The organism is Leisingera sp. M527 (assembly GCF_025141525.1).
Classification (GTDB): Bacteria; Pseudomonadota; Alphaproteobacteria; order Rhodobacterales; family Rhodobacteraceae; genus Leisingera.
Map to the genome: position 1 here is coordinate 2821537 of NZ_CP081037.1, position 22509 is coordinate 2844045.

The 22509-nt window shown below is 63.4% G+C and carries 25 protein-coding genes and 2 tRNA genes; 12 read left to right on the plus strand and 15 right to left on the minus strand.

The genetic code is table 11. The features are described from left to right. Positions 1 to 85 precede the first annotated feature (85 nt). Positions 86 to 1042, minus strand: a complete 957-nt coding sequence (locus tag K3555_RS14105; RefSeq protein WP_260008541.1) for an NAD(P)-dependent oxidoreductase — start codon at positions 1040 to 1042, stop codon at positions 86 to 88. 121 nt (positions 1043 to 1163) lie between these two features. Between K3555_RS14105 and K3555_RS14110 the strand changes: the two genes are divergently transcribed. The 3 genes from K3555_RS14110 to K3555_RS14125 all read left to right on the plus strand — a co-directional run bounded on the left by K3555_RS14110 (position 1164) and on the right by K3555_RS14125 (position 3741). Next, on the plus strand, positions 1164 to 2039 hold the full coding sequence (locus K3555_RS14110) for a LysR family transcriptional regulator (protein ID WP_260005795.1): 876 nt from the start codon (positions 1164 to 1166) through the stop codon (positions 2037 to 2039). A gap of 414 nt (positions 2040 to 2453) precedes the next feature. Next, positions 2454 to 3365, plus strand: coding sequence for a pirin family protein (locus K3555_RS14120; protein ID WP_260005797.1), 912 nt, complete (start codon positions 2454 to 2456; stop codon positions 3363 to 3365). Positions 3366 to 3438: 73 nt separating this feature from the next. After that, the gene (locus K3555_RS14125; RefSeq protein WP_259994235.1) at positions 3439 to 3741 is read left to right on the plus strand and encodes an antibiotic biosynthesis monooxygenase; all 303 of its coding nucleotides are present in this window, start codon (positions 3439 to 3441) and stop codon (positions 3739 to 3741) included. A gap of 16 nt (positions 3742 to 3757) precedes the next feature. Here the strand turns inward: K3555_RS14125 and K3555_RS14130 are convergent, their stop codons facing one another. Both K3555_RS14130 and K3555_RS14135 read right to left on the minus strand, forming a co-directional pair. Continuing rightward, positions 3758 to 4237, minus strand: coding sequence for a GNAT family N-acetyltransferase (locus tag K3555_RS14130; RefSeq protein ID WP_260005798.1), 480 nt, complete (start codon positions 4235 to 4237; stop codon positions 3758 to 3760). Beyond that, positions 4234 to 4821: a TetR/AcrR family transcriptional regulator gene (locus K3555_RS14135; protein ID WP_260005799.1), complete on the minus strand. Its 588-nt coding sequence runs from the start codon at positions 4819 to 4821 to the stop codon at positions 4234 to 4236. The genes K3555_RS14130 and K3555_RS14135 overlap by 4 nt, the downstream gene beginning before the upstream one ends. A gap of 213 nt (positions 4822 to 5034) precedes the next feature. Here K3555_RS14135 and K3555_RS14140 point away from each other — a divergent pair, with 213 nt between their 5' ends. The 6 genes from K3555_RS14140 to K3555_RS14165 all read left to right on the plus strand — a co-directional run bounded on the left by K3555_RS14140 (position 5035) and on the right by K3555_RS14165 (position 10071). Next, a complete protein-coding gene (locus K3555_RS14140; protein WP_260005800.1) occupies positions 5035 to 5253 on the plus strand; it encodes a hypothetical protein in 219 nt (72 codons plus the stop codon). Positions 5254 to 5369: 116 nt separating this feature from the next. After that, complete coding sequence (locus tag K3555_RS14145) at positions 5370 to 6656, plus strand: homoserine dehydrogenase (RefSeq protein ID WP_259986251.1); 1287 nt, start codon at positions 5370 to 5372, stop codon at positions 6654 to 6656. Between the two features lie 156 nt (positions 6657 to 6812). Further along, positions 6813 to 7799 carry a class II fructose-bisphosphatase gene (gene glpX / locus K3555_RS14150; protein WP_260005801.1) on the plus strand — a complete coding sequence of 329 codons (987 nt, stop codon included), beginning with the start codon at positions 6813 to 6815 and terminating at the stop codon, positions 7797 to 7799. 108 nt (positions 7800 to 7907) lie between these two features. After that, positions 7908 to 9647 (plus strand): single-stranded-DNA-specific exonuclease RecJ, encoded by a 1740-nt coding sequence (recJ, locus tag K3555_RS14155; protein WP_260005807.1) that lies wholly within the window; start codon positions 7908 to 7910, stop codon positions 9645 to 9647. A gap of 104 nt (positions 9648 to 9751) precedes the next feature. Beyond that, a tRNA-Glu gene (locus K3555_RS14160) sits at positions 9752 to 9826 on the plus strand. 170 nt (positions 9827 to 9996) lie between these two features. Next, positions 9997 to 10071 (plus strand) — tRNA-Glu (locus K3555_RS14165). A gap of 429 nt (positions 10072 to 10500) precedes the next feature. Here K3555_RS14165 and K3555_RS14170 read toward each other — a convergent pair. The 5 genes from K3555_RS14170 to K3555_RS14190 all read right to left on the minus strand — a co-directional run bounded on the left by K3555_RS14170 (position 10501) and on the right by K3555_RS14190 (position 15429). Continuing rightward, positions 10501 to 11550 carry a GGDEF domain-containing protein gene (locus K3555_RS14170; RefSeq protein ID WP_259994248.1) on the minus strand — a complete coding sequence of 350 codons (1050 nt, stop codon included), beginning with the start codon at positions 11548 to 11550 and terminating at the stop codon, positions 10501 to 10503. After that, positions 11547 to 12134 carry a heme NO-binding domain-containing protein gene (locus tag K3555_RS14175; protein ID WP_129371600.1) on the minus strand — a complete coding sequence of 196 codons (588 nt, stop codon included), beginning with the start codon at positions 12132 to 12134 and terminating at the stop codon, positions 11547 to 11549. The genes K3555_RS14170 and K3555_RS14175 overlap by 4 nt, the downstream gene beginning before the upstream one ends. 468 nt (positions 12135 to 12602) lie before the next feature. After that, positions 12603 to 14162, minus strand: coding sequence for a trimethylamine methyltransferase family protein (locus K3555_RS14180; RefSeq protein WP_260005809.1), 1560 nt, complete (start codon positions 14160 to 14162; stop codon positions 12603 to 12605). A gap of 235 nt (positions 14163 to 14397) precedes the next feature. Further along, the gene (locus tag K3555_RS14185; protein ID WP_260005811.1) at positions 14398 to 15087 is read right to left on the minus strand and encodes an HAD family hydrolase; all 690 of its coding nucleotides are present in this window, start codon (positions 15085 to 15087) and stop codon (positions 14398 to 14400) included. 57 nt (positions 15088 to 15144) lie between these two features. Further along, positions 15145 to 15429 carry a DUF3572 domain-containing protein gene (locus K3555_RS14190; protein WP_260005812.1) on the minus strand — a complete coding sequence of 95 codons (285 nt, stop codon included), beginning with the start codon at positions 15427 to 15429 and terminating at the stop codon, positions 15145 to 15147. Between the two features lie 116 nt (positions 15430 to 15545). Here K3555_RS14190 and K3555_RS14195 point away from each other — a divergent pair, with 116 nt between their 5' ends. Then, positions 15546 to 16940 carry a diguanylate cyclase domain-containing protein gene (locus K3555_RS14195; RefSeq protein ID WP_260005813.1) on the plus strand — a complete coding sequence of 465 codons (1395 nt, stop codon included), beginning with the start codon at positions 15546 to 15548 and terminating at the stop codon, positions 16938 to 16940. 136 nt (positions 16941 to 17076) lie between these two features. Here K3555_RS14195 and K3555_RS14200 read toward each other — a convergent pair whose 3' ends face one another. The 4 genes from K3555_RS14200 to K3555_RS14215 form a co-directional block, all read right to left on the minus strand. Then, positions 17077 to 17580, minus strand: coding sequence for a periplasmic heavy metal sensor (locus K3555_RS14200; protein WP_260005815.1), 504 nt, complete (start codon positions 17578 to 17580; stop codon positions 17077 to 17079). After that, positions 17577 to 17951 (minus strand): hypothetical protein, encoded by a 375-nt coding sequence (locus K3555_RS14205; RefSeq protein ID WP_260005817.1) that lies wholly within the window; start codon positions 17949 to 17951, stop codon positions 17577 to 17579. Before K3555_RS14205 ends, K3555_RS14200 begins: the two co-directional genes overlap by 4 nt. Then, positions 17944 to 18525 carry an RNA polymerase sigma factor gene (locus K3555_RS14210; RefSeq protein WP_134829342.1) on the minus strand — a complete coding sequence of 194 codons (582 nt, stop codon included), beginning with the start codon at positions 18523 to 18525 and terminating at the stop codon, positions 17944 to 17946. Before K3555_RS14210 ends, K3555_RS14205 begins: the two co-directional genes overlap by 8 nt. Before the next feature lie 67 nt (positions 18526 to 18592). After that, positions 18593 to 19069, minus strand: coding sequence for an EF-hand domain-containing protein (locus tag K3555_RS14215; RefSeq protein WP_129371608.1), 477 nt, complete (start codon positions 19067 to 19069; stop codon positions 18593 to 18595). A 200-nt stretch (positions 19070 to 19269) separates the two neighbouring features. Here K3555_RS14215 and K3555_RS14220 point away from each other — a divergent pair, with 200 nt between their 5' ends. Both K3555_RS14220 and K3555_RS14225 read left to right on the plus strand, forming a co-directional pair. Then, positions 19270 to 19704, plus strand: a complete 435-nt coding sequence (locus tag K3555_RS14220; protein WP_260005819.1) for a DUF983 domain-containing protein — start codon at positions 19270 to 19272, stop codon at positions 19702 to 19704. 4 nt (positions 19705 to 19708) lie between these two features. Next, positions 19709 to 20440 carry an NUDIX hydrolase gene (locus K3555_RS14225; RefSeq protein WP_260005825.1) on the plus strand — a complete coding sequence of 244 codons (732 nt, stop codon included), beginning with the start codon at positions 19709 to 19711 and terminating at the stop codon, positions 20438 to 20440. Between the two features lie 34 nt (positions 20441 to 20474). Here K3555_RS14225 and K3555_RS14230 read toward each other — a convergent pair whose 3' ends face one another. From K3555_RS14230 to K3555_RS14240, 3 genes are read right to left on the minus strand one after another with little or no spacing between them, the layout of a single operon-like run. Beyond that, a complete protein-coding gene (locus tag K3555_RS14230) occupies positions 20475 to 21377 on the minus strand; it encodes a DMT family transporter (RefSeq protein WP_259986292.1) in 903 nt (300 codons plus the stop codon). An 18-nt stretch (positions 21378 to 21395) separates the two neighbouring features. Continuing rightward, positions 21396 to 22310 carry a fatty acid desaturase gene (locus K3555_RS14235; RefSeq protein WP_260005826.1) on the minus strand — a complete coding sequence of 305 codons (915 nt, stop codon included), beginning with the start codon at positions 22308 to 22310 and terminating at the stop codon, positions 21396 to 21398. Next, positions 22303 to 22509, minus strand: coding sequence for a DUF2061 domain-containing protein (locus K3555_RS14240; protein ID WP_259986295.1), 207 nt, complete (start codon positions 22507 to 22509; stop codon positions 22303 to 22305). Before K3555_RS14240 ends, K3555_RS14235 begins: the two co-directional genes overlap by 8 nt.

Consider the following 22509-nt stretch of genomic DNA (forward strand, 5'->3'; position numbering starts at 1 on the left):
GCTGCGCCGGGCATAAACCGGATTTGCCAAAGAAAACAGCCCCCGCCGAAGCAGGGGCTGGATGCGGCCGTGCAAGCGGGGAAACTTACTCCGCAGCAACGCGGCGCACGACCACCTCATAGCCCGGCTCTTCCGGTTCGTCGTCAATCAATTCCTGCGGGAAACCCGGCGCGGTGATGGATAGGCCGGTGGCCTCTTCCAGACGCTCGATCATCCGGTCGGACTGCGCCCGCTCGCCATAACGGCGCTGGCCGTCCTTCATCATCTCGATCATCAACGGCGACAGCTCCAGCGGCACATTGCTGCGGTCCGCCAGGGTCTGGAACAGGCCGATGTCCTTCATCACCAGATCCATGGTGAAGTTCACATCGCGTGATCCGGACAGGATCAGCTGGCTTTCGGTTTCATGCGCAAATGAGGTGCCCGACGACATCGAAATCGCCTCAAACGTCATGCCCAGATCCATGCCGCAGGCCTTCATCACCGTCAGCGCTTCGCAGACCGCCAGCATGTTTATATTGGCCAGATAGTTGGTCATCACTTTCAGAACCGACGAATTGCCGACCTCGCCCACATGCAGAATGCGGCGCCCCATGGTGGTCAGGATCGGCAGAATGCGCTCAAAAGTCTCACGCTCGCAGCCCGCATAAATCGAGATATTGCCTGTATCCGCCCGGTGGCAGCCACCGGAAACCGGACAATCGACCGGCGCACCGCCGCGTTCCACGATCAGGGCGCCCAGGCGCTTTACCTCGGCCACGTCGGTGGTGGACATTTCCATCCAGACCTTGCCGGGCTGCACATGCGGCAGCATCTCGGTGACAACCGCATCGGATGCCGCAGGGCTTGGCAGGCAGGTGATGACCGCATCGCAATCCTGCATCATTTGCGCCGGGCTGCCGCCTGCTTTGGCACCGCGCTCCACGAAGCGTTGAACCAGTTCTGCGTCCAAATCGTGCACTGCCACGTCCAAGCCGTTGCGCACCAGGCTGCCCGCCAGTTTTCCGCCGACATTGCCAAGGCCGATAAAGCCGACTTTCAAAGTGGTTGCCATTTCGAGTTTTCCTCCCGGGGCTGATCTACTGCGATATGGCTAGCTTGACCTCCGCCAAAATAAAAACGAATAATAAAACGGCCTGACCCCAGAAAAATTTGCAACACTAATGTCCGACCTGCCCAATCTCGTCTGGCTGCGCGCGTTTGAGGCCGCCGCCCGTCTGAAAAGCTTTACCGCTGCGGCGGAGGAACTGGGGCTGACCCAGGCCGCCGTCAGTCATCAGGTGCGCAGCCTGGAGAAAAGCTTTGGCATCACCTTGTTTATCCGCCGGTCGCGCCATCTGGAACTGACAGAGCTGGGCCATGCCTATTACCCCTCGGTGGCGCAGGCGCTGACTGATATCGCGTATTCCACCCGCGGGCTGCTGGGGCATGCGCAGACCCGCACGGTGACGATACGGGCACCGGTCTCGACTGCTGTCCTGTGGGTGGCGCCGCGGCTGGGGGTGTTCCACGCCGCCAATCCGCATGTCCGCATCCGGCTTATCTCTGCCGTCTGGGCCGACAGCACCCAGGACGAGGACGTGGATATCGACCTGCGGCTTGGGCCATCCGGCTGGTTCGGCCGCCGTGCGCATCTGCTTTCGGCTGAGACCGTGATCCCCGTGGCGCAGCCGCAGTTGGCCGGACGGATGCGGTCCGTGGATCAGCTGTTCGACCAGACGCTGATCCATATCCACGGCTATCAGGACCACTGGCTGCGGCTGTCCGAACAAGAAGGCGTGCCGCTGAAGGACCGCACCGCGCCGCTCTATGTGGACACCTCTTTGGCGGCGATAGAAATGACGGCCTCTGGCGCTGGTGTGGCCATGCTGATGCGCCGCTATGCCGAACTGCCGCTGTCGCAGGGCCGGCTGGCACAGGTTCTTGGTGCAGAAATCCCCATGGGTCAGGGCCACTATTTGATGCCCGCCGCCGGAGAGGCCCCGAACAGCGCCGAAGTATCCCTGGTACGCGATTGGATTGTATCGCTGTTCGGCTGAACAGCAGCGGCCCCTTGCCCGGCCGCCGGGCGCATGATGGCATCCGCGAGGGGTTCCAGGCCGCCATCCGGCCCGGCACCCCGGTGGCCATGGAAGCGCTGGAGATCGATGATCCCGCCAAAATGCCCGCAGAAGTAAAGCGTATCGCCAAGTTCTTCGGCGCCGGTCATTGCGGTATCACCGATCTGGACGAGCGCTGGATAAACACCGCCCGCGTTGATACCCGCGACGATACCAAGCGGCGCTCCCGCCCGGCCTTGACGCCTGCGGCGCCGCGTTCCGTTGGGCCGGGCAGCCCTGCGGGCTGGAGCGCTCCGTTCGCACACGCACAGAAGCCGTGTTTCAACGCCCGTTTTCCAGCGGCACCGCACAGCCTATCTTGCGGTCAGTCCATAAAACCCAGGAGACAGGCAGATGTCCCTCAGACCGATACTCGAAACCCGTCCGGCACAGCCCCATACCGAGGGCGCCGGCGTGAAACTGCACCGCGCCTTCGGCTTTCAGGATCCGTCAGAGCTGGACCCGTTCCTGCTGTTCGACGATTTTCGCAATGAAAATCCCGAAGACTATCTGCGCGGCTTCCCCTGGCACCCGCACCGGGGCATCGAGACCATAACTTATGTGCTGTCCGGCGCGGTCGAACATGGCGACTCGCTGGGCAATGCGGGCACCCTGGGGGCGGGCGATGTGCAGTGGATGACCGCCGGCTCCGGCATCCTGCATCAGGAGATGCCGTCAGGCAACGCGCAAGGCCAGATGCATGGCTTCCAGCTTTGGGGTAACCTGCCCGCCAGCGAGAAAATGACCGCGCCGCGCTATCAGGATGTGAGCGGCACCGAGATACCCGAAATCATCGACGACGACGGCACACGGGTGAAAGTGATTGTCGGAGATTTCTGGGGCAAGCGCGGCCCGGTGGACGGGATTGCCGCCGATCCGCAGTATCTGGATGTGTTTATACCGGCGGGCGTGAAAAAGACCCTGCCGGTCGACACCTACCGCCGCGCCTTTGCCTATGTGTTCGAAGGCCAGGCGGCTTTTGCTGATGCCTCTGCTCCGCAAGGTGTCTTGCTGGAAAAAGAAGTTGCAGGCGAAGAGGTCAATATCCGTGACCTGTCCGGCGACCGTACCCTGATCCGCTTTGGCACCGGCGATGAGATCACCGTGCAGGCGGGCCCCGAGGGCGTGCGTTTCCTGCTGATCTCCGGCGCGCCGATCCACGAGCCGGTGGCCTGGCACGGGCCCATTGTGATGAATACCCAGGCAGAACTGCAACAGGCCTTCCGCGACCTGCGCAACGGGACGTTTATAAAGCCCGCGCACTGATCGGGAAAACCGCGTCCGCAAAAACGGACGCGGTATGCTATACTCCCTGCGCCAATAAGCGTTGGGGGGAGTGATGATTATCCGGGTATTCCGTGCCACCGTCCGCGAGGACAGGATCGAGGACTTCAAGGCCTTTCTGACCGGCAGCGCCATTCCGCATGTGCGCCGCCAGCCGGGGCTGGTCTCGGTCACCGCCGGGCTACCCCGGCCGGACTCGCCTGCCACCTTCTGCGTCGTCATGGTTTGGGAGAGCGTGGCCGCGCTGCAGGCCTTTGCAGGCGAGGATTGGGAACAGCCGCATGTGCTGCCGGAGGAAGACCCGATGGTGCTAAGCCGCCAGATCGACCATTATGACATGATCGGGCTGATCAGCTGAACCGCAAACGCAAGCGTCAGCCGTCTGCGCGCCAGCTGTAGACGGTTTCGCCCTGCGCAGCCTCCGGCGTGAAGCCCGCCTTTTCCAGCACCCGGGCCGAAGCCGCGTTTTCCTGCATGACGCCTCCGCTCAGCGTTACCGCGCTGCCGCCGAAATGTGCCTGCAAGCCGGCAATCAGCTCACTTGCCAAACCCTGGCCCCAGGCTTTTTCGGCCAGGAGATATCCCAGATTGCGGGTGCGGCTGCCCTCCTCCGGATAAGAGAGGATCAACAGCCCGATGCCCTTTCCTTCAGCAAGCCGCAAGGCAACGATGTCTGCTTGCTGCGATACAGCCGCCAGGAAATCCCGGCGCGCCTGATCGCTGTCTTGCGTCTGAAACCCGGCAGGCAGCCATTGCACCACCTTAGGCGCAAACAGATCCGCCAGTTCCGGCTCCGGCAGATCCTGCCAGCGCCCGGCGCTCAGCCGCTTGGTTTGCAAGCTCAGAAGACTCATGCGCTGACCGCTTTTTGCACCATGTCCCAATAGACCTTCTCGACCTCATCCAGCGTCAGACGCCCCTCGGAACGGTACCATGTGTTGACCCCGTTCAGCATCGCAATCACCGCCAGAGTGGCGATTTTGGTATCGGGGATGCGGAACACACGCTGCTCCACCCCCTCTTTCAGGATCGCCTCCACGCCGTTCTCATAGTCCCGGCGCAGCGATTCGAGGGCGGAGAAATTTTCCCCGGTCAGGTTGCGCAGCTCCATATAGGCGATGAACACCGCATCCGGGCGCTCCAGGTGAAAGCGGATGTGAAAGCCGGTAAAGGCCCGCAGCCGCTCTGCCGCGCCCGCGGCCCGCGGCACCGCGTCCCAGGCCGCCTGCAGTTCCACCATATGCCCTTGCATCAGGTTGAACAGCAGGCTTTGCTTGTCCGGTGTGTAGTTATACAGCGCCCCGGCCTGCACCCCCACCTCCTTGGCGATCTGGCGCATTGAGACGGCGGCATAGCCATGCTGCGCAAACAGCCGTAAAGCGGCCTCGCGGATTTTGGGTCCGGTGATATCGGAATGGGAGCCTTGGGTACGTGCCATGACCGGACCGTAACTGAACACGCGTTCAGAAAAAAGAGCGGGAATGCCGAAAAGATGGTCTGACCTATACCCCTATGGCCCGAACAAGCCAATCCCGGCACATGCAGGCGGGAAAGCAATTGTGCGGCGGCCCCGGACACCCTAGAACCACCAGGATAAAACACAGGATTTCGTACAATGCAGGTTTGGGTCCGGATTACATGTCTTCTGGTTATGACAACCGCAGCTGCCTGCACCCGCGTGCCCGAGCTTGAGGACCGGCTGACCCCGGATCTGCGCGGCGCGGGCTATCCGGATCTGCTGCCGCTGGATGACGCGCTGGAACCGCTCGATCCGCCGCAGCAGGCCAGCGCAGACCTGCAGGATGAGCTTGACGCCCGCAGCGCCCGGCTGAAACGCCGCGCCGAGGCGGTGAAAAACGCCGGATCTTAGGCCGTTCCCGGCTTTCCCTTCCGCATGTGCCGCACGCAGGCGGCAGCAGCGTTGCACGCCCGCGCCGAACCCGCTAAGGCGGGGCCTGAGCATTTCGGAACAAAGGACCTCCAGCTATGACAGAACCGCTTCGTCTTGGGATTGCAGGTTTGGGCACGGTTGGCATCGGCGTGGTGAAGATCATCCGCCGCCATGCTGCGCTGCTGGAGGCACGGACCGGACGTCCCGTTGTGATCACGGCGGTGTCTGCCCGCGACGCCAATAAGGACCGTGGTGTCTCGCTGAAAGACTACGCCTGGGAAACCGACCCGGTGGCGCTGGCCGTGCGCGATGACGTGGATGTATTTGTCGAGCTGATGGGCGGCCATGAAGGCGCTGCCAAAGCGGCAACCGAGGCCGCACTTGCCGCGGGCAAGGATGTGGTCACCGCCAACAAGGCGCTGCTGGCGATCCATGGCCAGGCGCTGGCCGAACAGGCCGAGACCGCAGGCCGGGTCATCCGGTTCGAGGCTGCCGTGGCCGGCGGCATCCCGGTGATCAAATCGCTGACCGAAGGTCTGGCCGGCAATGAGATTACCCGCGTCATGGGGGTGATGAACGGCACTTGCAACTTTATCCTGACCCAGATGCAGGCCACCGGCCAGGGCTACAATGCCCTGTTTGAGGAATGCGGCCGTCTGGGTTATCTGGAGGCCGATCCGAACCTGGACGTGGGCGGCATCGACGCAGGCCACAAGCTGGCGCTGCTGTCCTCGATCGCCTTTGGCACCAAACCGGCGTTTGACGACGTGCAATTGGAAGGCATCCAACGCATCCAGCTGGACGACATCAATGCTGCCGCTGATATGGGTTACCGCATCAAACTGCTGGGTGTGGCGCAACGCACTGCCCGCGGGCTGGAGCAGCGCATGTCGCCCTGCCTGGTGCCCGCGAATTCCCCGCTCGGCCAGCTGGAAGGCGGCACCAATATGGTGGTGATTGAGGGCGACTCGATCGAACAAGTGGTGCTGCGCGGCCCCGGCGCCGGCGAAGGCCCGACGGCCAGCGCAGTAATGGGCGATGTGCTGGACCTGGCCCGCGGCCTGCGGATCGCAACTTTCGGCCAGCCCGCCGGCACCCTGCAAGAGGTGCCCGCAGCGCAAACCGGCCTGCCCGCGCCGTTCTACCTGCGTATGGGACTGCTGGACAAACCCGGCGCATTGGCCAAAGTGGCCGCCGTGCTGGGCGATGCCGGGGTCTCCATCGACCGGATGCGCCAGTACGGCCATTCCGAACCAACCGCTCCGGTGCTGATCGTCACCCACAAATGCACCCGCGCCGCACTGGATGCGGCACTGGACGGCCTCGCCGCCACCGATGTGGTCGACGGCACCCCGGTTGCGCTGCGCATTGAAGAGGTTTGAGCCTCGCGATAGGCCGAAAACCGGCGGTTTTGGTCACTGCGGCTGGATTTTCCTGCCGCAGTAAACGCTATCTGCTCTTGCGAGCCTGCCCTGCCCCGCGCTATTCGGCTTTAAACGCCCAATTCACATCTGACCCGTTGAGACAGGATTTCCGGTATGACATCGAACACTTCTGACGCGCCTTTTCATGACCGCATGCTGTCGCTGGGCCTGGCCCGCGTTGCCGAGCAGGCCGCGCTGGCCTCTGCCTCGCTGATCGGCCGCGGCGACGAGAAAGCCGCCGACCAAGCAGCCGTGAACGCCATGCGCGAGCAGCTGAACCTGCTGGACATCGCCGGCGTCGTGGTGATCGGCGAAGGTGAACGCGACGAGGCGCCGATGCTGTACATCGGCGAAGAAGTCGGCTCCGGCAACGGCCCGGGCGTTGATATCGCGCTGGACCCGCTGGAAGGCACCACGCTGACCGCCAAAGACATGCCGAACGCGCTGACCGTGATCGCCATGGGGCCGCGCGGCTCGATGCTGCACGCGCCGGACACCTATATGGACAAGCTGGCTATCGGCCCGGGCTATGCCGAGGGCGTTGTGTCTCTGGACATGTCCCCGCGCGAACGGGTTGAGGCGCTGGCCGCGGCCAAGGGCTGCGCGCCCTCCGACATCACCGTCTGCATCCTGGAACGCCCGCGCCATGAAGCGATGATCGCCGAGGTACGCGAAACCGGCGCTTCGATCCGCCTGATCACCGACGGCGACGTGGCCGGCGTCATGCATTGCGCCGAATCTGAGATTACCGGCATCGACATGTATATGGGCCAGGGCGGTGCGCCTGAGGGCGTGCTGGCAGCCGCTGCGCTGAAATGCATGGGCGGTCAGATCTTCTGCCGTCTGGTGTTCCGCAACGACGACGAACGCGCCCGCGCCGCCAAGGCAGGCATCACCGATCTGGACCGTATCTACACCCGCGACGAGATGGTCACCCAGGACGTGATTTTTGCCGCCACCGGCGTCACCGGAGGTTCGCTGCTGCCCAGCATCAAGCGCACACCGGGCTGGGTTGAGACCACCACCCTATTGATGCGCTCAAAGACCGGCTCGGTGCGGCGCATGTCCTACCGCACGCCGCTGGCGCCGCATCAAGGCTGAGCGTTGCGCTTGGTAGCGGCTTGCGCCGCTGCCTCCGGCAGGGATATTTAAAGCCAGAAGAAGGGCCGGGTCCGTTTTGGGTCCGGCCTTTGCATATGGGGGAAACGCATGAGCTTTTTGGGTGTTGAGCAGTCCTTGACCGGGCGGCGCTGGGTCGGCCCCGGTGTGGAGATGGACCGCGCCTCCGAGATGATGGCGCAGCAGACCGGCCTGCCCCGGTCTGTCTGCCAGGTGCTGGCCCGGCGCGGGATTCCGGCGATGGAGGCCAAGGGGTTTTTGGAACCCCGGCTGAAGGAACTGTTGCCCGACCCGCGTGAAATGAAGGACGTGGAAGCGGCAGCTTCCCGTTTTCTGGACGCGGTGCGGCGCAAGGAGCGGATTGCGGTTTTTGCCGATTATGACGTCGATGGCGGCAGCTCGGCCGCGCTGCTGCTGGTCTGGCTGCGGCAGATGGGGCTGCAGGCCACGCTTTATATCCCCGACCGCATTGACGAGGGCTATGGCCCCAATGTGCCCGCGATGCAGGAGCTGGCCGCCGCCCACGACCTGATCATCTGCGTCGATTGCGGCACCCTCAGCCATGAGCCGATTGCTGCCGCCAAAGGCGCGGATGTGATCGTGCTGGACCACCACCTGGGCGGTGAGACGCTGCCGGACTGCGTGGCGGTGGTGAATCCCAACCGCCAGGACGAAAGCGGCGACCTTGGATATTTCTGCGCCGCAGGTGTGGTGTTCCTGATGCTGGTTGAGGCCGGACGGCAAATGCGCGAAGCAGGCGCCAAGGGGCCGGATCTGATGGCCTTGCTGGATCTGGTGGCATTGGCCACCGTTGCCGATGTGGCGCCGCTGATCGGCGCCAACCGGGCGCTGGTGCGCCAGGGGCTGAAGGTCATGGGCGCGCGCAAACGCCCCGGTCTGGTGGCCCTGTCCGATGTCAGCCGCATGGATTCGGCGCCCTCCACCTATCACCTCGGTTTTCTGCTGGGACCGCGGGTCAATGCCGGCGGGCGGATCGGCAAGGCCGATCTTGGCGCACGGCTGTTGTCAACAGACAACCCGCATGAGGCTGCCGCCCTGGCCGAACGGCTGGATGAGCTGAACACCGAACGCCGTGACATTGAAAACGCCGTGCGTGCCGCCGCCCTGGAACAGGCGGAAGACCGCGGGCTGGAGACTCCGCTGGTCTGGGCCGCTGGCGAAGGCTGGCATCCCGGCGTGGTCGGAATCGTCGCCTCGCGCCTGAAAGAAGCCGCCAACCGCCCCGCCGTTGTGATCGGTTTTGATGGCGAGGAAGGCAAGGGCTCTGGCCGGTCCGTGTCCGGCGTCGACCTGGGCGCCTCGATCCAGCGGCTGGCAGCCGAGGGGCTGCTGGTCAAAGGCGGCGGCCACAAGATGGCGGCAGGTCTCACTGTCATGCGGGACAAGCTGGAGCCGGCGATGGCGCGGCTGTCGGAGCTGTTGGAAAGACAAGGCGCCGGACAGGGCGGCCCGGCCGATCTAAAGCTGGACGGCGCCCTGATGCCCGGTGCCGCGACGGTAGACCTGATCGAACAGATCGAACAGGCAGGCCCCTTTGGCGCCGGCGCCCCTGCCCCGCGCTATGCGTTGCCGGATCTGCAGGTGCGTTTCGCCAAAAAGGTGGGGGAAAGCCATCTGAAGATTTCCCTTAGCGACGGTATGGGCGGCGGATTGGACGGGATCTGCTTTGGCGCCTTTGACACCGCGCTTGGTCCCCGCCTGCTGGAACACGGCGGCGCCCGCTTCCACTTTGCCGGCCGGCTGGAGGTGAACAGTTGGGGCGGTCGCCAAAGCCCTCAGCTGCGCCTGGAAGATGCCGCCGAAGCCTGATTTTTCAAAGGCTTATCCCCTGCGGACAAGAAACTTCACTGAGGCCCGCTTTTTCCCTTGCGGGATCCAGCTGTTGCGACTAAACACCCGCTCACACATAGAGTGGCCCGTTCGTCTATCGGTTAGGACGCCAGGTTTTCAACCTGGAAAGAGGGGTTCGATTCCCCTACGGGCTGCCACTTTTCCCACATATGAATGACGCATTCCCCAAGCCGCTGAAGCATGGCTTTTTCCTGTTCTTTCATCCACTTAGCAACTGAACTCGGGAGATGGAAAAACTTTGTGCCTCCGCAAAAAACCTCTTGCGCCCGGCCATGGCAATCAGTAAACACCGCTTCACAGACAGCGTGGCCCGTTCGTCTATCGGTTAGGACGCCAGGTTTTCAACCTGGAAAGAGGGGTTCGATTCCCCTACGGGCTGCCACTTTCTCCTGACATGCGCTCTTAAGCTGAACACGCGTAGCATCCAGCCGGTTGGCGCAGGGATGCTTGGCTGCTTTATGGTTCAAGCAGCTGTCCTAACCTCAGAAAACCGCAGCTGTCCTAGCCCAAAAAAACACGGTGTGCATGACCCAGTGGCGGATCACGCCAAGCGGTGTCGCCTCCCTGGCCCGTTCGGGACATTTTCGGTGCCAGCAGCCGGCCTTGTACCGGTGTTCTGGATGCTGGACACCAGCACAGCCCGAAACCTTCCACAAGGAAATTGGCATCCCGCACTCAGCGCAGCGCTTGCCATCGCACACCCCGATGGCAAGCAAGACGCGGCCGCCTATCGCACCCCAGCGGCTGAGATCCAGGACCGGGGCAGACAGTCGCTGCACTGTCTGCGCACAATCTTAAAAACCGGTAATCTTCAGGCTGCCGGGCCCCGTGCCGCTGCTTGCGGCTGGGCAGCCTCGCTGATGCCGCATGCGTCTTCTTTCTCCATGCCTTCGCGGTAAAAAAAGTGCTGCGCCCGTCCGGCGCGCTTGGCTGCATAGAGCGCCATATCCGCTTGGTTCAGCAGTTGATGAGCATCCGGAACTTTTTGCCAGGTGGACAGCGTGGTGCCGGCACTGGCCGAGATCCGGCACGTCAAGGCGCCAAACGGAACCGGCTCTTCCAGCCGCTGGATCAGCCGTTTGGCAATAGCAGCCAGCCTGGCCGTGTCCAGAACACCTTCGAGAATCATAACAAATTCATCGCCGCCGACACGGGCAACGGTATCGGACTGGCGGGTGCATTCCACCATGATCCGCGCCGCCTGCTGCAGCACCGCATCACCAGCCGCGTGGCCCATCGTGTCATTGACCTGCTTGAAATAGTCCAGGTCCAAATGCATCAACGCAAATTCGCGGCCGCCGTTGATCAGCCGGCCCAGCACATGATCCATCGCCCGGCGGTTCTTCAACCCGGTCAGCGTGTCGGTAAAGGCTTGTTCCTCGGCTGCGATCTTTGCCCCTTGCAACCGCGTGTTCAACTGGCGTGACGCCTCCATCGCGGCCGATTTTGCCTCCACCAGATAGAGCATTTCGATGGTCAGATCCGTTGGCGAAAAATCAGCGCTGGTCAGATCATAATCGCGTACGGCCTCCAGCACGGAGATCCCAAAGGACAGATTGATGAAAGCGCCCTGACCGTCAGGCAGCGGCGTGCAAACGCCTTTCAGACCGGTTTGCGGCCCATCCCGGAACTGCAGATGCAGCTTGCTCCCGGAGGTCCTCACCAGATCTTCTATCGACCGCACCGAACGCGGCCGCGACAAGTCGAACACCCGGAAGAACCGCCGCCCCTCCCAGTTCAATTGCGGGCGCAATTTTTTCAGCGTCGGCCCGGCAGAGGTGATCCGCCCCTTGGCATCGGCAATCACGTACATCGGGCAGATCACGCCTGCCATCTGTGTCAGCTGCTCGAGAGTCATCATAAGGAATGCGCCCCCAGATCAAATTCACGCCCGGCGGCGAACTCGGTTTCGATAAGGGTGATCGCAATCACCTCCGCCCCGTCCTGACTGCCGCTGTGATCCAGGAAAACAAGATCACCGTAATCATCGGCCATCGCCCGCAGAACCCCCATCAGAACATAGGCATAGCCAGGCAGCCCAGGCTGGCAAACCAGCTCGAACTGTTCCGGTGCCTGTTCCAGAAGCTCCAGCCCCGGCAGGTGCAAATCCGACACTGCCAGCCGGGCCCGGTCCGGCAAGTCGTCCAGCGAATGCAAAAACTCGACGTAATTCACCCCGCCGAAACGCAGCAGCCGCCGCAGTGCCTCCACCTGCGGATTGGACACCAGAAACGTGCCCATATCCTCCAGCATTTCCGGCAGCGGGCGCGCCAGAACCTTTTCCATCGCCGTCAGCATCTGGCTCGATTGCTCTTCAGAATAGAACAGCATCGCCTCGAACTCGGTAAACCCAAGCCCTGCCTCTTCCATAACCTCTTCCCAGCGGTCGGCCCCGTAGGTACTGGTCACAAAAGCCTGAATCGCCCTATTGATCAGACCGTGCATACAATGGCCCCTCTTTGCCTTTGCCACAGTCTTGACGCCTGCAGGTTAAGAAAGAACCAACAAAGCGAACTTGTACGATAAGCCGCGCGCGTTTCTTCTGACATAATCAACTCTTGCACGAACCCTGCACCCCCGGCAGCAGACACCGGCCATATGCGCAGCGCGGCCATTGCCCGGCAGCCGGCCCTGCGGCCAGCCACATCTGAAACCAACTTCAAAATTGCACGCACCTGCACTCCCGCATTGGACCGTTCAGGCGCCTTTCCCTACTGGACCGGCTGGCGCCAGGAGGCAAGCCTGCTGCTGTGCATCCGCGCCGAACCGGCGGCTTCCAACCTGCCGCCGGCACGCTGTGTTCGAAACCTGCAGCCGGCACGCTGTGTTCGAAACCTGCAGCCCGCGCATAAACGCGCATAAAAAAGCGGAGGGGCTGCCTCCGCTTTTCCTGCTGGTGATAGGCCCGATGGCTCAGAAATCTGTCGGTGCGCCGCCCTCGGCCTTGCGGCGGGTGACGAAATCCGCAAGTTCGTCGCGGACCGCTGCATCCATCGGCGGTTCCTCGAAATCAGCGATGATCTCCTTGAACAGCTTGTGGGCGCGCTCAGCAGTCCAGGTTGCACCGGCCGCCTCCCAGGCCTCGTAGTTGCGCCAGTCGCTCAGGAACGGCTGATAGAAGGCCTCGGAATAGCGGTCCTGGGTGTGCTGAATACCGAAGAAATGACCGTCATTGCCGACCTCCCTGATCGCATCCAGGGCAATCTCTTCCGGGCCGGTGGCAGAGATCTGCGGCTGCATATAGCGTTCGATCTGCTGCAGGATCTCGCAATCCATGATAAATTTCTCGGGGCTGGCAATCAGCCCCCCCTCCAGCCAGCCGGCCGCGTGATAGACCATGTTGGTGCCCGACTGCACCGCCGCCCACAGCGAATTCGAGGTCTCCCAGATTGCCTGCCCGTCCGGTACGTTGGCCGCGCAAACGCCAGAGGAACGCATCGGCAGGCCATAGAACCGCGCCATCTGCCCGGTCATCTGGGTCGAGCGCATGTATTCCGGGGTGCCAAAGGCCGGCGCGCCGGATTTCATGTCCACATTCGAGGTAAAGGTTCCGATCACGCAGGGAGTGCCGGGGCGCACGTACTGGAACAGCGCAATGGCACAGAGGCTCTCGGCGATCGACTGCGCCACCGCACCGGCCATGGTCACCGGCGCCATCGCGCCTGCCAGCGTGAAGGGCGACACCACGATGGCCTGGCCGCGCCGCGCCAGCCGCAGGCAGCCGTCGATCATCGGAAAGTCGTGCTTCAGCGGCGAGGTGGAGTTGATGTTGGTGTACATATGCGGCTTGGCATCGAATTCTTCGTGGCTGAGCCCGCCGGCAATCCGCACCATCTCCATCACGTCCTCGACCCGCTCCTTACCAAGGGAGTAGGCATGCATCGCTTTGTCGGTGAGCGTGAGCTTGTCGTAAAGCACATCCAGATGCCGGGTTGAGGCATGCAGGTCCACCGGCTCCACCGGATAGCCGCCGGCAAAGTGGATGCAGTTGAAATACTGGGTCAGTTTCAGCAAGTTACGGCATTGCTCGCGGTTGCCTGCCACCTTCTTGTTCAGCTCCATGTCCCAGTAGTTCGGCGGCGAAGACACATTGCCGAACAGGATGTGATTGCCGCCCAGCGGAATGGTCCGGTCCGGGTTGCGCGGCGTGATCGAGAATTCGCGCGGGGCCTTGCCCACCATCTCCATCACAAAATCCCGGTCCATTTTGACCAGCTCGCCCTCGACCTTGACGCCGGCCTGTTTGAAGATCTCCAGCGCTTCCGGGTTCAGGAAAACCACGCCGATCTCTTCCAGGATACGCATGGCGCCCTCGTGGATTGCCATCACGCCTTCCTCGCTCAATGGCTCGGTCGGCCGGTCGATGTTGACCGGGATCTGCCAGGGCATTTGCTCCAGCGCAGCGCTGCCGCGCCGGGCCGCTGCGCCTGCCCTGCCTCCGCCCCGCTTCTTGCGGGCACCTGTGTCTGCCATACCGGTCTCCCCTGGATCCGAATTTCAAAAATGCCGATAGCCACTCACTGTGCCAATCCCGCCCGCCGAAAACAGTCCAAACCCGACTATCGCTGTCGTTTTTGCCATGCGATCCGGCGGTTCAAGATATTTCTGTACACTTGTGCCCAGTATGCCGCAGCAAAAACCGGCGTACAAGACTGCACGCCGGCAAAAACGGGCGTCCCCGGTTCAAAACGCGGGAATCAGTGGAGGATCAGCGGTCCATCCAGGCCGGGATATGGCCGATATCGGGCAGCACAATATCTGCGTGCGGCGCCAGCTCATCGCGCAGGGCCATGCCGGTCAGGACGCCGATCCGCTGCATTCCCGCCGCCGCCCCTGCTTCCAGATCATGGCGGCTGTCGCCGACCATGGCCGTCCGGCCGGGAGAGACGCCCGCAGCCTTGCAAAAGGCCAAAAGCGGATCCGGCGCCGGCTTGGCCCCATGGCCGCTGTCGCATCCCGCGACAAAGGCAAAGCGGTCCAGTACGCCTGCCCGCTGCAGCTGGCTCTTGGCAGAGCTCTCGGCGTCATTGGTCATCACCCCCAGCACCTTGCCGCGCGCCAGCAGGCTGTCGAGAAACGCCGCCAGCGGCACTGCCGGCGTCAGCTCTGCCCCGGCAGCACTTTCCGCCAGGAAATCCGTCAGCTCGTCCAGATCCATATGCGCAACATAAGGCGCAAGGGCTTCTGCCACTTCATCGTTGGAACAGGCAATCACCAGGCTGTCCGGATTGAATGCCTCACGCTCCAGGTCGTAACTGATCGCCTTGGCCATTGCCTGTTTGGCGCCCTGATCGCCCTTGGACAGGGTTTCCAGCAGGTCTGCAGCCCAGCCGTCCCAAGTCGCTGCAAAGTCAAACAAGGTCCCGTCTTTATCAAACAGAAGAGCATCAACAGGCATGGCGGGTCCTTTTTCCGCTGGATTCGGACCGGACCCTAGGCACAGGGCCGGTCAATCTCAAGTCCAGTTAACCTGTTCACCGCCTGGAAGCGACATCCGCGCCTGCATCGGCGCCTCATAGGCCAGGCCCTCGGAATCACAGAACTGCATCACCCAATTGTCGTCCATCATTAAGAAATCGAGCACCGACCCCAGAAACGCCGGCTCGGTCGCCTGTGCGCGCAGATCCGCCTCGCTGGCGCCGGTTGCTCCCAGAAACACCGGTAAAAGCTCATCATTGCCGGCCAGCCAGGCCAAAGCTTTCAGCGCAAGCGTCTCTGCTCCATCGGCGGAATTCCGCATGTTCTCCACACTCCTGCCGCATTGCGGCCAATTTAGTAAAAATCCGAAAGGGTTTCTTAACCAGTCTCAGCAAAAACTGTAAGGCATAGGATTTGCAAGGGGCGAAAGGATACCGCGTGCAAGGCACCATCCTGGTCATCGACGGCGTCTCCACCAACCGCATCATGCTGAAGGTACAGCTGGCGGCGGCCTATTACGATGTGGTCCAGGCCGGCAGCGTGGCTGAAGTGCTGCAGGCCGCCCGCCGCCACCGCCCCGACCTGGTGCTTTGCGCGATGTCGCTGCCTGATGGCTCCGCTGCGGATGTGAAACGCGAATTGGCCGGGGATGAAACACTGGGCGATCTGCCGGTGATCGCGGTCACCGACTGGGAGGGATCCAAAGCCCGGCTGCAGGCATTGGCCGCCGGCATCGACGATGTGCTGCAGCAGCCGGTGGACGACGTGATCCTGCAGGCCCGCATCCGCAGCCTGCTGCGCGCCCGCAGCAGCACCGAGGAGCTGAACCTGCAGCGCGATGCCTCGCATGGTTTCATCCTGCCGCTCAGCGACCGCACCTGCGCCGAGGATCTGCGCAATGCCTCCGTTGCCTTGGTGGCGCAGGATCCCCGCAACGCAATGGCCTGGCGCGACCGGCTCGCCACCCGCCTGCCCTATGATCTGCGCACCCATTCCATCAGCGACATCCAAGGGCTGATGCAGGCCCCGGTGGCCGATGCCATCATCATCGAACTGACAGAGGCCTCGGCCGGCCCCGGCCTGCGCCTGCTGGCGGATCTGCGTGCCCGCGCCGCCACCCGCAAGTCGGTGGTGATTGCCGTGCCCAACCCGGCTGATCCGCATATCGCCGCCGAGGCCCTGGACCGCGGCGCACATGACGTGCTGCAATCCGGCTTTGATGCCGAGGAGCTGCAGCTGCGCCTTACTGCCCAGCTGCAGCAAAAGGCCCGCAAGGACCGGCTGCGCGACAGCGTCCGCAACGGGTTGCGGGCAGCCGTGCTGGACCCGATGACCGGTCTTTACAACCGCCGCTACGCCAAACCTTTCCTGGACCGGGTGGCCCATTCCGCCACTGCAAACGGCGAAAAGTTTGCCGTCATGCTGGCCGATCTCGATCACTTCAAGCGGATCAACGACCATTACGGCCACCCGGCCGGGGATGCCGTGCTGATCGAGGCCGCCCGCCGTATGCAGGCGGTGCTGTGCCCGGCAGACCTGCTGGCCCGCGTCGGCGGCGAGGAGTTCATGGCGGTGCTGCCCGGCGCCACCGAGGCCGAGGCAGGCCTGGCCGCCATTGCCCTGTGCAATGCCATAAACAGCACCCCGTTCCAGGTGCCCGGCGCCAATGAGCCGGTCAGGATCACCATCAGCATCGGCGCCGTCATGGGCGGCGGCGGCAATGAAGACAGCACCGCCGCACTGGTCGAGAAAGCCGATCAGGCGCTCTACAACGCCAAGGATGCGGGGCGCAATCAGGTGACCTTGTCGCCGGAGTGCATCCAGGCCGCTTAAGGCCCTTGGACGATGTAACTTTGCCGGCCTGAAAAAGGCAGCCGTCACGGGCTGCCTTCATTGTATAGGACACACAGGCTGCCTTCAGTGTGTAACACACACAGGAGGAAACGGCTGCAGCTGCACGCCTGCGGGCTTAATCCCGCCCGCTGCGCCGCTCATGCCGCCGCCCGCCGCGCCGCTGAATCCGCTCTTCCATGCGATCGGCAAAAGCAGCCCGCTCCTGCGCGGTCATCGCTTCAAGCTTGCGCACCCAGGCCTGTTGCACCTTGGTATGGAACACATGGCGCGCCTCTGATTGGGTCTGCAGCACCGCCAGCAATGCGGCAGCATCAAAATCCGCGCTGCGCAGCGCGTCGATCACCGCCGCACCTTCGGCATGACGGCGCTTGAAGTAACTGCCGTGCCCCCCGCCCGCCTCCTGCCGCAAGGCCTTGCGGGTGTCGCGGTCCAATTCGCGAAAGATCATCGCCCCGACCGTTGGCGGCCGTTGCCAGTGCCGGTCCTTGCCGCTGTACCGCCAGGCCGCCCCCGCCGCGATGCCGATCACTGCCAGGTTCAGCGCCAGCGACGCCGCCAGCAGCAGTTTCAGCCACAGCTTCATTCCGGGTTGGCCCCCGGTGTTCAATGCAGTGCTCATTGCAGATCCCCGCTCAACATCACCGCCATGTCATAGCTGTCATCGGGCAGCGCGGTGCTGCTGTCCTCATACCCCGCCAGCGCCACGGGGTCGGGCACAAAGGAGGGCGGCGCAATGCCGATCCACAGGCCCGCCGCGCTGGCCGCCGCCAGCCCGCCCAGCGCAGGCCAGCCGCCCAGCGCCTCGATCAGCTGCCGCCACAGCGGCTGCCGGGGCGCCTGCGCCGGCGCCGCTGCCTGAAAGCCCGCTTGCACCCGCTCCGCATCTGCCAGGATGGCCGCATTCAGACGCTCCGCCAGCACCGGCGGCTGACTGCGTGCTGCGGCAAACAGATTGTCCAGCTCTTGCAGTGTTTTATCCGTGTCAGCCATCATTATACCCCAATTCTTCGCGCCGCCCGGCCAAAGCCGCGGCCAGCGCCCGTTTGCCCCGGGCGGTCAGACTTTCGACCGCCTCGACGCTGATGTCCATGATGCCGGCGATCTCCGGGTTGGAGAGTTCCTCCAGATGCCGCAGCACCACTGCCTGACGCTGCCGCTCGGGCAATTGCATCAGCGCCGTCTGCAGCGCATCCTGCCGCGCCCCCTCCTGCAGCGCCTCGGCAGCCGAGCGCGCCGGGTCCGGCGGCTCGGGCACCGCATCCAGATCCACATAGCCGCCACGGGCGCGCCGTTTGCGGTCAATGCACAGGTTCATCGCCACCCGGTACAGCCAGGTGGAGACCTGCGCCTCTCCCGGCCGCCACTCCGGCGCCATCTTCCACAAGCGCAGCATCGCCTCCTGGGTCACGTCCTCGGCCTCGGCGCGGATCCCCATCACCCGCATCGCCACGCCAAAGACCCGCGGTCCTAGCCGTGCCGTCAGCTCTGCCGCGGCACGTCCGTCGCCATTGGCGAACAGCACCAAAAGCGCATCGTCAGAGACCTCCTCTGCCGTGGCGCTCATAGCTGCCGGGCCCGCATCAGGGGCCCGGCGCCGGAAAATTTCAGCTTTGTACAGCACGTCTCAGCGATCAGTTCTGCTCCGTTTCGTCCCCGTTCCCCTGGCCATGACGGTGCTTGCCGCCGTGGCGCATCCGGGCCTCGTCGAATTCCTGCTTCGAGATCCCGCCGCTGCCGTCCGCATCCATCCGGTCAAACATCCTGCCCGCCCGGCGCGGCCCTGGCAATTCGTCTTTACTCAACGCGCCATCGCCGTCCGTGTCAAAGCGTTCCAGCATCCGGGCGGCGCGTTCACTGGCCCGCTCCTGCGCCCGCGCCTGCATTTCCTCAAGCGTCAGTTTGCCGTCGCCGTCAGCATCCGCCTTGCTGAAACGGGCTTCTTTCATGGCCTGGATTTCCGCCTTGGTGACCTCGCCATTGCCGTCCGTGTCGATTTCCTCAAAGGACATCTTCGGCCCGTGGTGGCCATAGCCCTTGGCCAGGGCCGCGCCGCCTGCGGCCACACCTGCAGCGGCAACAATCACGGCGATGAAGTTGACGTGTTTCATGTCGTCTTTCCTTTGTTCTGCGGCAGCCTCTTGCTGCCCGATGCATAAGAAAAACGCAGCTGCCCGGCAGATCCGTCGCGGAAATCCCAAATAATCCTTCTGCCCCGCACGTTGCGGCAAACCGGCGCAACACCAGGCCTTTCCCCTTTTACCGCGGCGGCGAAGCGCGCAATGATATGCCTAGCACACAGGAAATCTTCATGACCGAGTCGCAGGCCAAACCCCAGGCCGCAATACCCTCAGACGCAGAGAGTGGACGCCCCACTATGCCCGCCCTGGCCAAGGGCTGGCGCTGCAAATGCCCCCAGTGCGGCGAGGGCAAGCTGCTGCATTCCTATCTCAAGGTGAACAGCAGCTGCAGCAGCTGCGGGTTGGATTTGACCCACGCACGCGCCGATGACGGGCCTGCATATCTTACGATCCTGATCGTCGGCCACATCATGGCGCCCCTGATGCATGTGGTCTATTTCTCCTGGCGGCCCGAACCGCTGGTGATGTTCACGGTATTCACGATTGGCTGCGTTGCCTCTTCCTTGTATCTGCTGCCGCGGATGAAGGGGATTGTCATTGCCTATCAATGGGCGCGGCGCATGCACGGGTTCGACAAGGGTATCCCGGCAGTAAAAGGGCAGTAAGACGATGAGCAAGACATTTCCCAGTGGTGAGACCACCACCGACAAGACCGCAATCCGCAATGCGGCAACCGTCATCGCCATGCGCGGCCGGATGTCCGATGACCCGCAGGTGCTGATGGGCCAGCGCGGCGCCAAGGCTGCCTTTATGCCGAACAAATTTGTCTTTCCCGGCGGTGCCGTGGACGTGGAGGACGCGCAAGTCCCTCTGGCCTCGCCAATCCCGCCCGTCTGCCAGGAACGCCTCGCAGATAAGGCACCCGCTGGGGTGCATCACGCCCTCAGCGTCGCCGCGGTGCGCGAGCTGTGGGAGGAAACCGGCCTGATCCTGGGCGAACCAGGTGAGTGGCAGGAAGACATTCCCAAGGACTGGCAGGAGTTCGCCGCCACTGGCCATCTGCCATCAGCCAAGGCGATGCAGTTCGTGTTCCGCGCCCTCACCCCGCCGGGCCGCCCGCGCCGGTTTGATGCACGGTTTTTCCTGATTGATGCGGATCAGATCACCGGCGATCTGGATGACTTCTCCCGCGCCGCGGATGAGCTGTCGCATCTGCAATGGATCCCGCTCAGCCAGGTGCGCAGCTTTGATCTGCCCTTCATCACCGAGGTGGTGCTGGCCGAAGTCACCGCCCGCGTCCGCGACGCCGAGCCGCCGCAAAGCGTTCCCTATTTCCACAACAACGACGAAGCCAGCCTGTTCCTGCGTCTCAAAGGCTACCCGATGCCTGCCGACGGATAACCTCTTCCGGAACCACAGCCGCTGGCGCTTCCGCTCACAGGGCCAGAACAAGCACCAGGATCGATGCCACCAGCAGCGCCATGCCCGCCAGCTCGCGCGCGGTGACCTTCTCCTTGAAGAACAGCACCGAAGCCAAAAGCGACAGCAACAGCTCCACCTGCCCCACCGCCTTGACATAGGCGGCGTTCTGCAGCGTGAAGGCCCAGAACCAGCAGAACGAGCCGCCCATGCTGGTCAGCCCCACCCAGACCGCCACCCGGCGGGCGGCCCAGACCCGGGCAATCTCGCCCCGGTCCCGCACCCCTAGCCAGACAGCCATGAACAGCGTCTGCAAGCTGACCACCGCCGCCAAGGTCACTCCGGCGCGAAAAACCGGTTCCAGATCACCCAGCTGCAAGGACGCCCCGCGGTAGCTGACGGCGGAAAAAGCAAACAGCACCCCCGATCCCAGCCCCAGCTGTGCGGCGCGGTTGGTCAGATGGTGCCACCAGGCGCCAGTTGCGTCCGGCGCCCGGGACAGAACCAGCACCGCCGCCAGCCCGATCAGGATCGCCGCCCAGCCGCCAAGGCTGACCGGATCGCCCAGAACTGCCAGCCCAACAATGGCGGTCTGAATGACTTCGGTTTTCTTGAAGGTGATGCCAACCGCAAAATTGCGCTGCTTGAACAGGGCAACCACACAGACCGTCGCCAGGATTTGCGCGGTGCCGCCGATGGCGGCAAACATCCAGAACGCGGGCGGCAGGGCTGGCAAGGACCGGCCCGAAACGGCCAGATACACTGCCAGCCCCGCCAGGATGAATGGCGCGGAATAGACAAACCGGGCGAAGGTGGCTCCGCCCGGCGACAGCGTCACGCTGCTCAGGACCTTCTGCAGCATGAACCGCACGGTCTGAAAGGAGGCAGCGGCGATGGAAACGGGGATCCAGGCTAACATGCTCCCGCTTATGCGCGCTTATTCCCCCTGCTGCCAGAGCGGATGCGGCACCGGGTCCTTGGCCCGCAGCAGGTAGTTGCGGAAAATCTGCAGGTAGTTGCGATAGACATAGCCGTCATTGGCGGCCAGGAACTCCGCCCGGCGGGTGCGGTAAAGGCGCGGCAGCGCATGCCAGGGAACGCCGGGGTGCATGTGATGCACCACATGCAGATTGTTGTTCAGGAACAGAAAGGCCAGCGGCCCATTGTCTTCGATCACCACAGTGCGGCCTTGGGCGGTGTCATGCGCCCGGTGCTCCAGATAGGTGCGGATCTTGAGGATGGCGAGACCCAGATAGGCCCCCAGCACCGCCGCCCACAGCGGCGCCGGCGATTGCAGCACCACCCAGATCACCGGCACCAGCCCCAGGACATGCAGGACCCAGTCGCGGGCAATCCCCGGAACGCCCCTGCGCGCCAGCCGCCAGTCGCCCGCCATGAAGCAAACCTGCCCCATCAGCGGCCCCAGCACCACCCGGCCCAAAAGCGTGTTGTTGATCCGCAGCAGCACCTTGCGCCAGCCGGGCAGCCGGGCCCAGACCGCCGGATCCTGAAAATTGCTTTCCGGATCATCATAGGGGTCGGTCAGCGCCTCGTCCTCGTGATGCGCCAGATGGGTGTCACGAAAGCGGCCATAGGGGATCGCCATGCTGAGCGGAAAGAACATCAAAGCCTCGTTCAGCCAGCGGCTGCGGAACGGGTGCCCGTGCAGCGCCTCATGAGTCAGCGAGGAATGCAGCGCCGCCATCACACCCAGCGCCAGCACGGTCAGCGCCAGGCTGACACCTGGCAACAGCCACAGCGCCGCCAGCCAGCCGCCGTGGCAGGCCAGGATCAGCGCCAGTGTGCTCCACTCAACGCCGCGCGGCATGTAGTCCCGGCATCCTTCAGACATGGCTGCGCCCCCATTGGATCTTCGACCAGGCGCGCTCGTAGATCAGATAAACAGTGAATCCAATGGCCGTATTGACCAGCGCCATCATTCCGCCCGCCTTGACCGACCCGGTCACGATCAGCCCCACCAGTGTCATCATCACCAGCCCCAGGATGTTCCAAATCACCGCCTTCACAATTGAACGCCTGTGCGTTTCCAT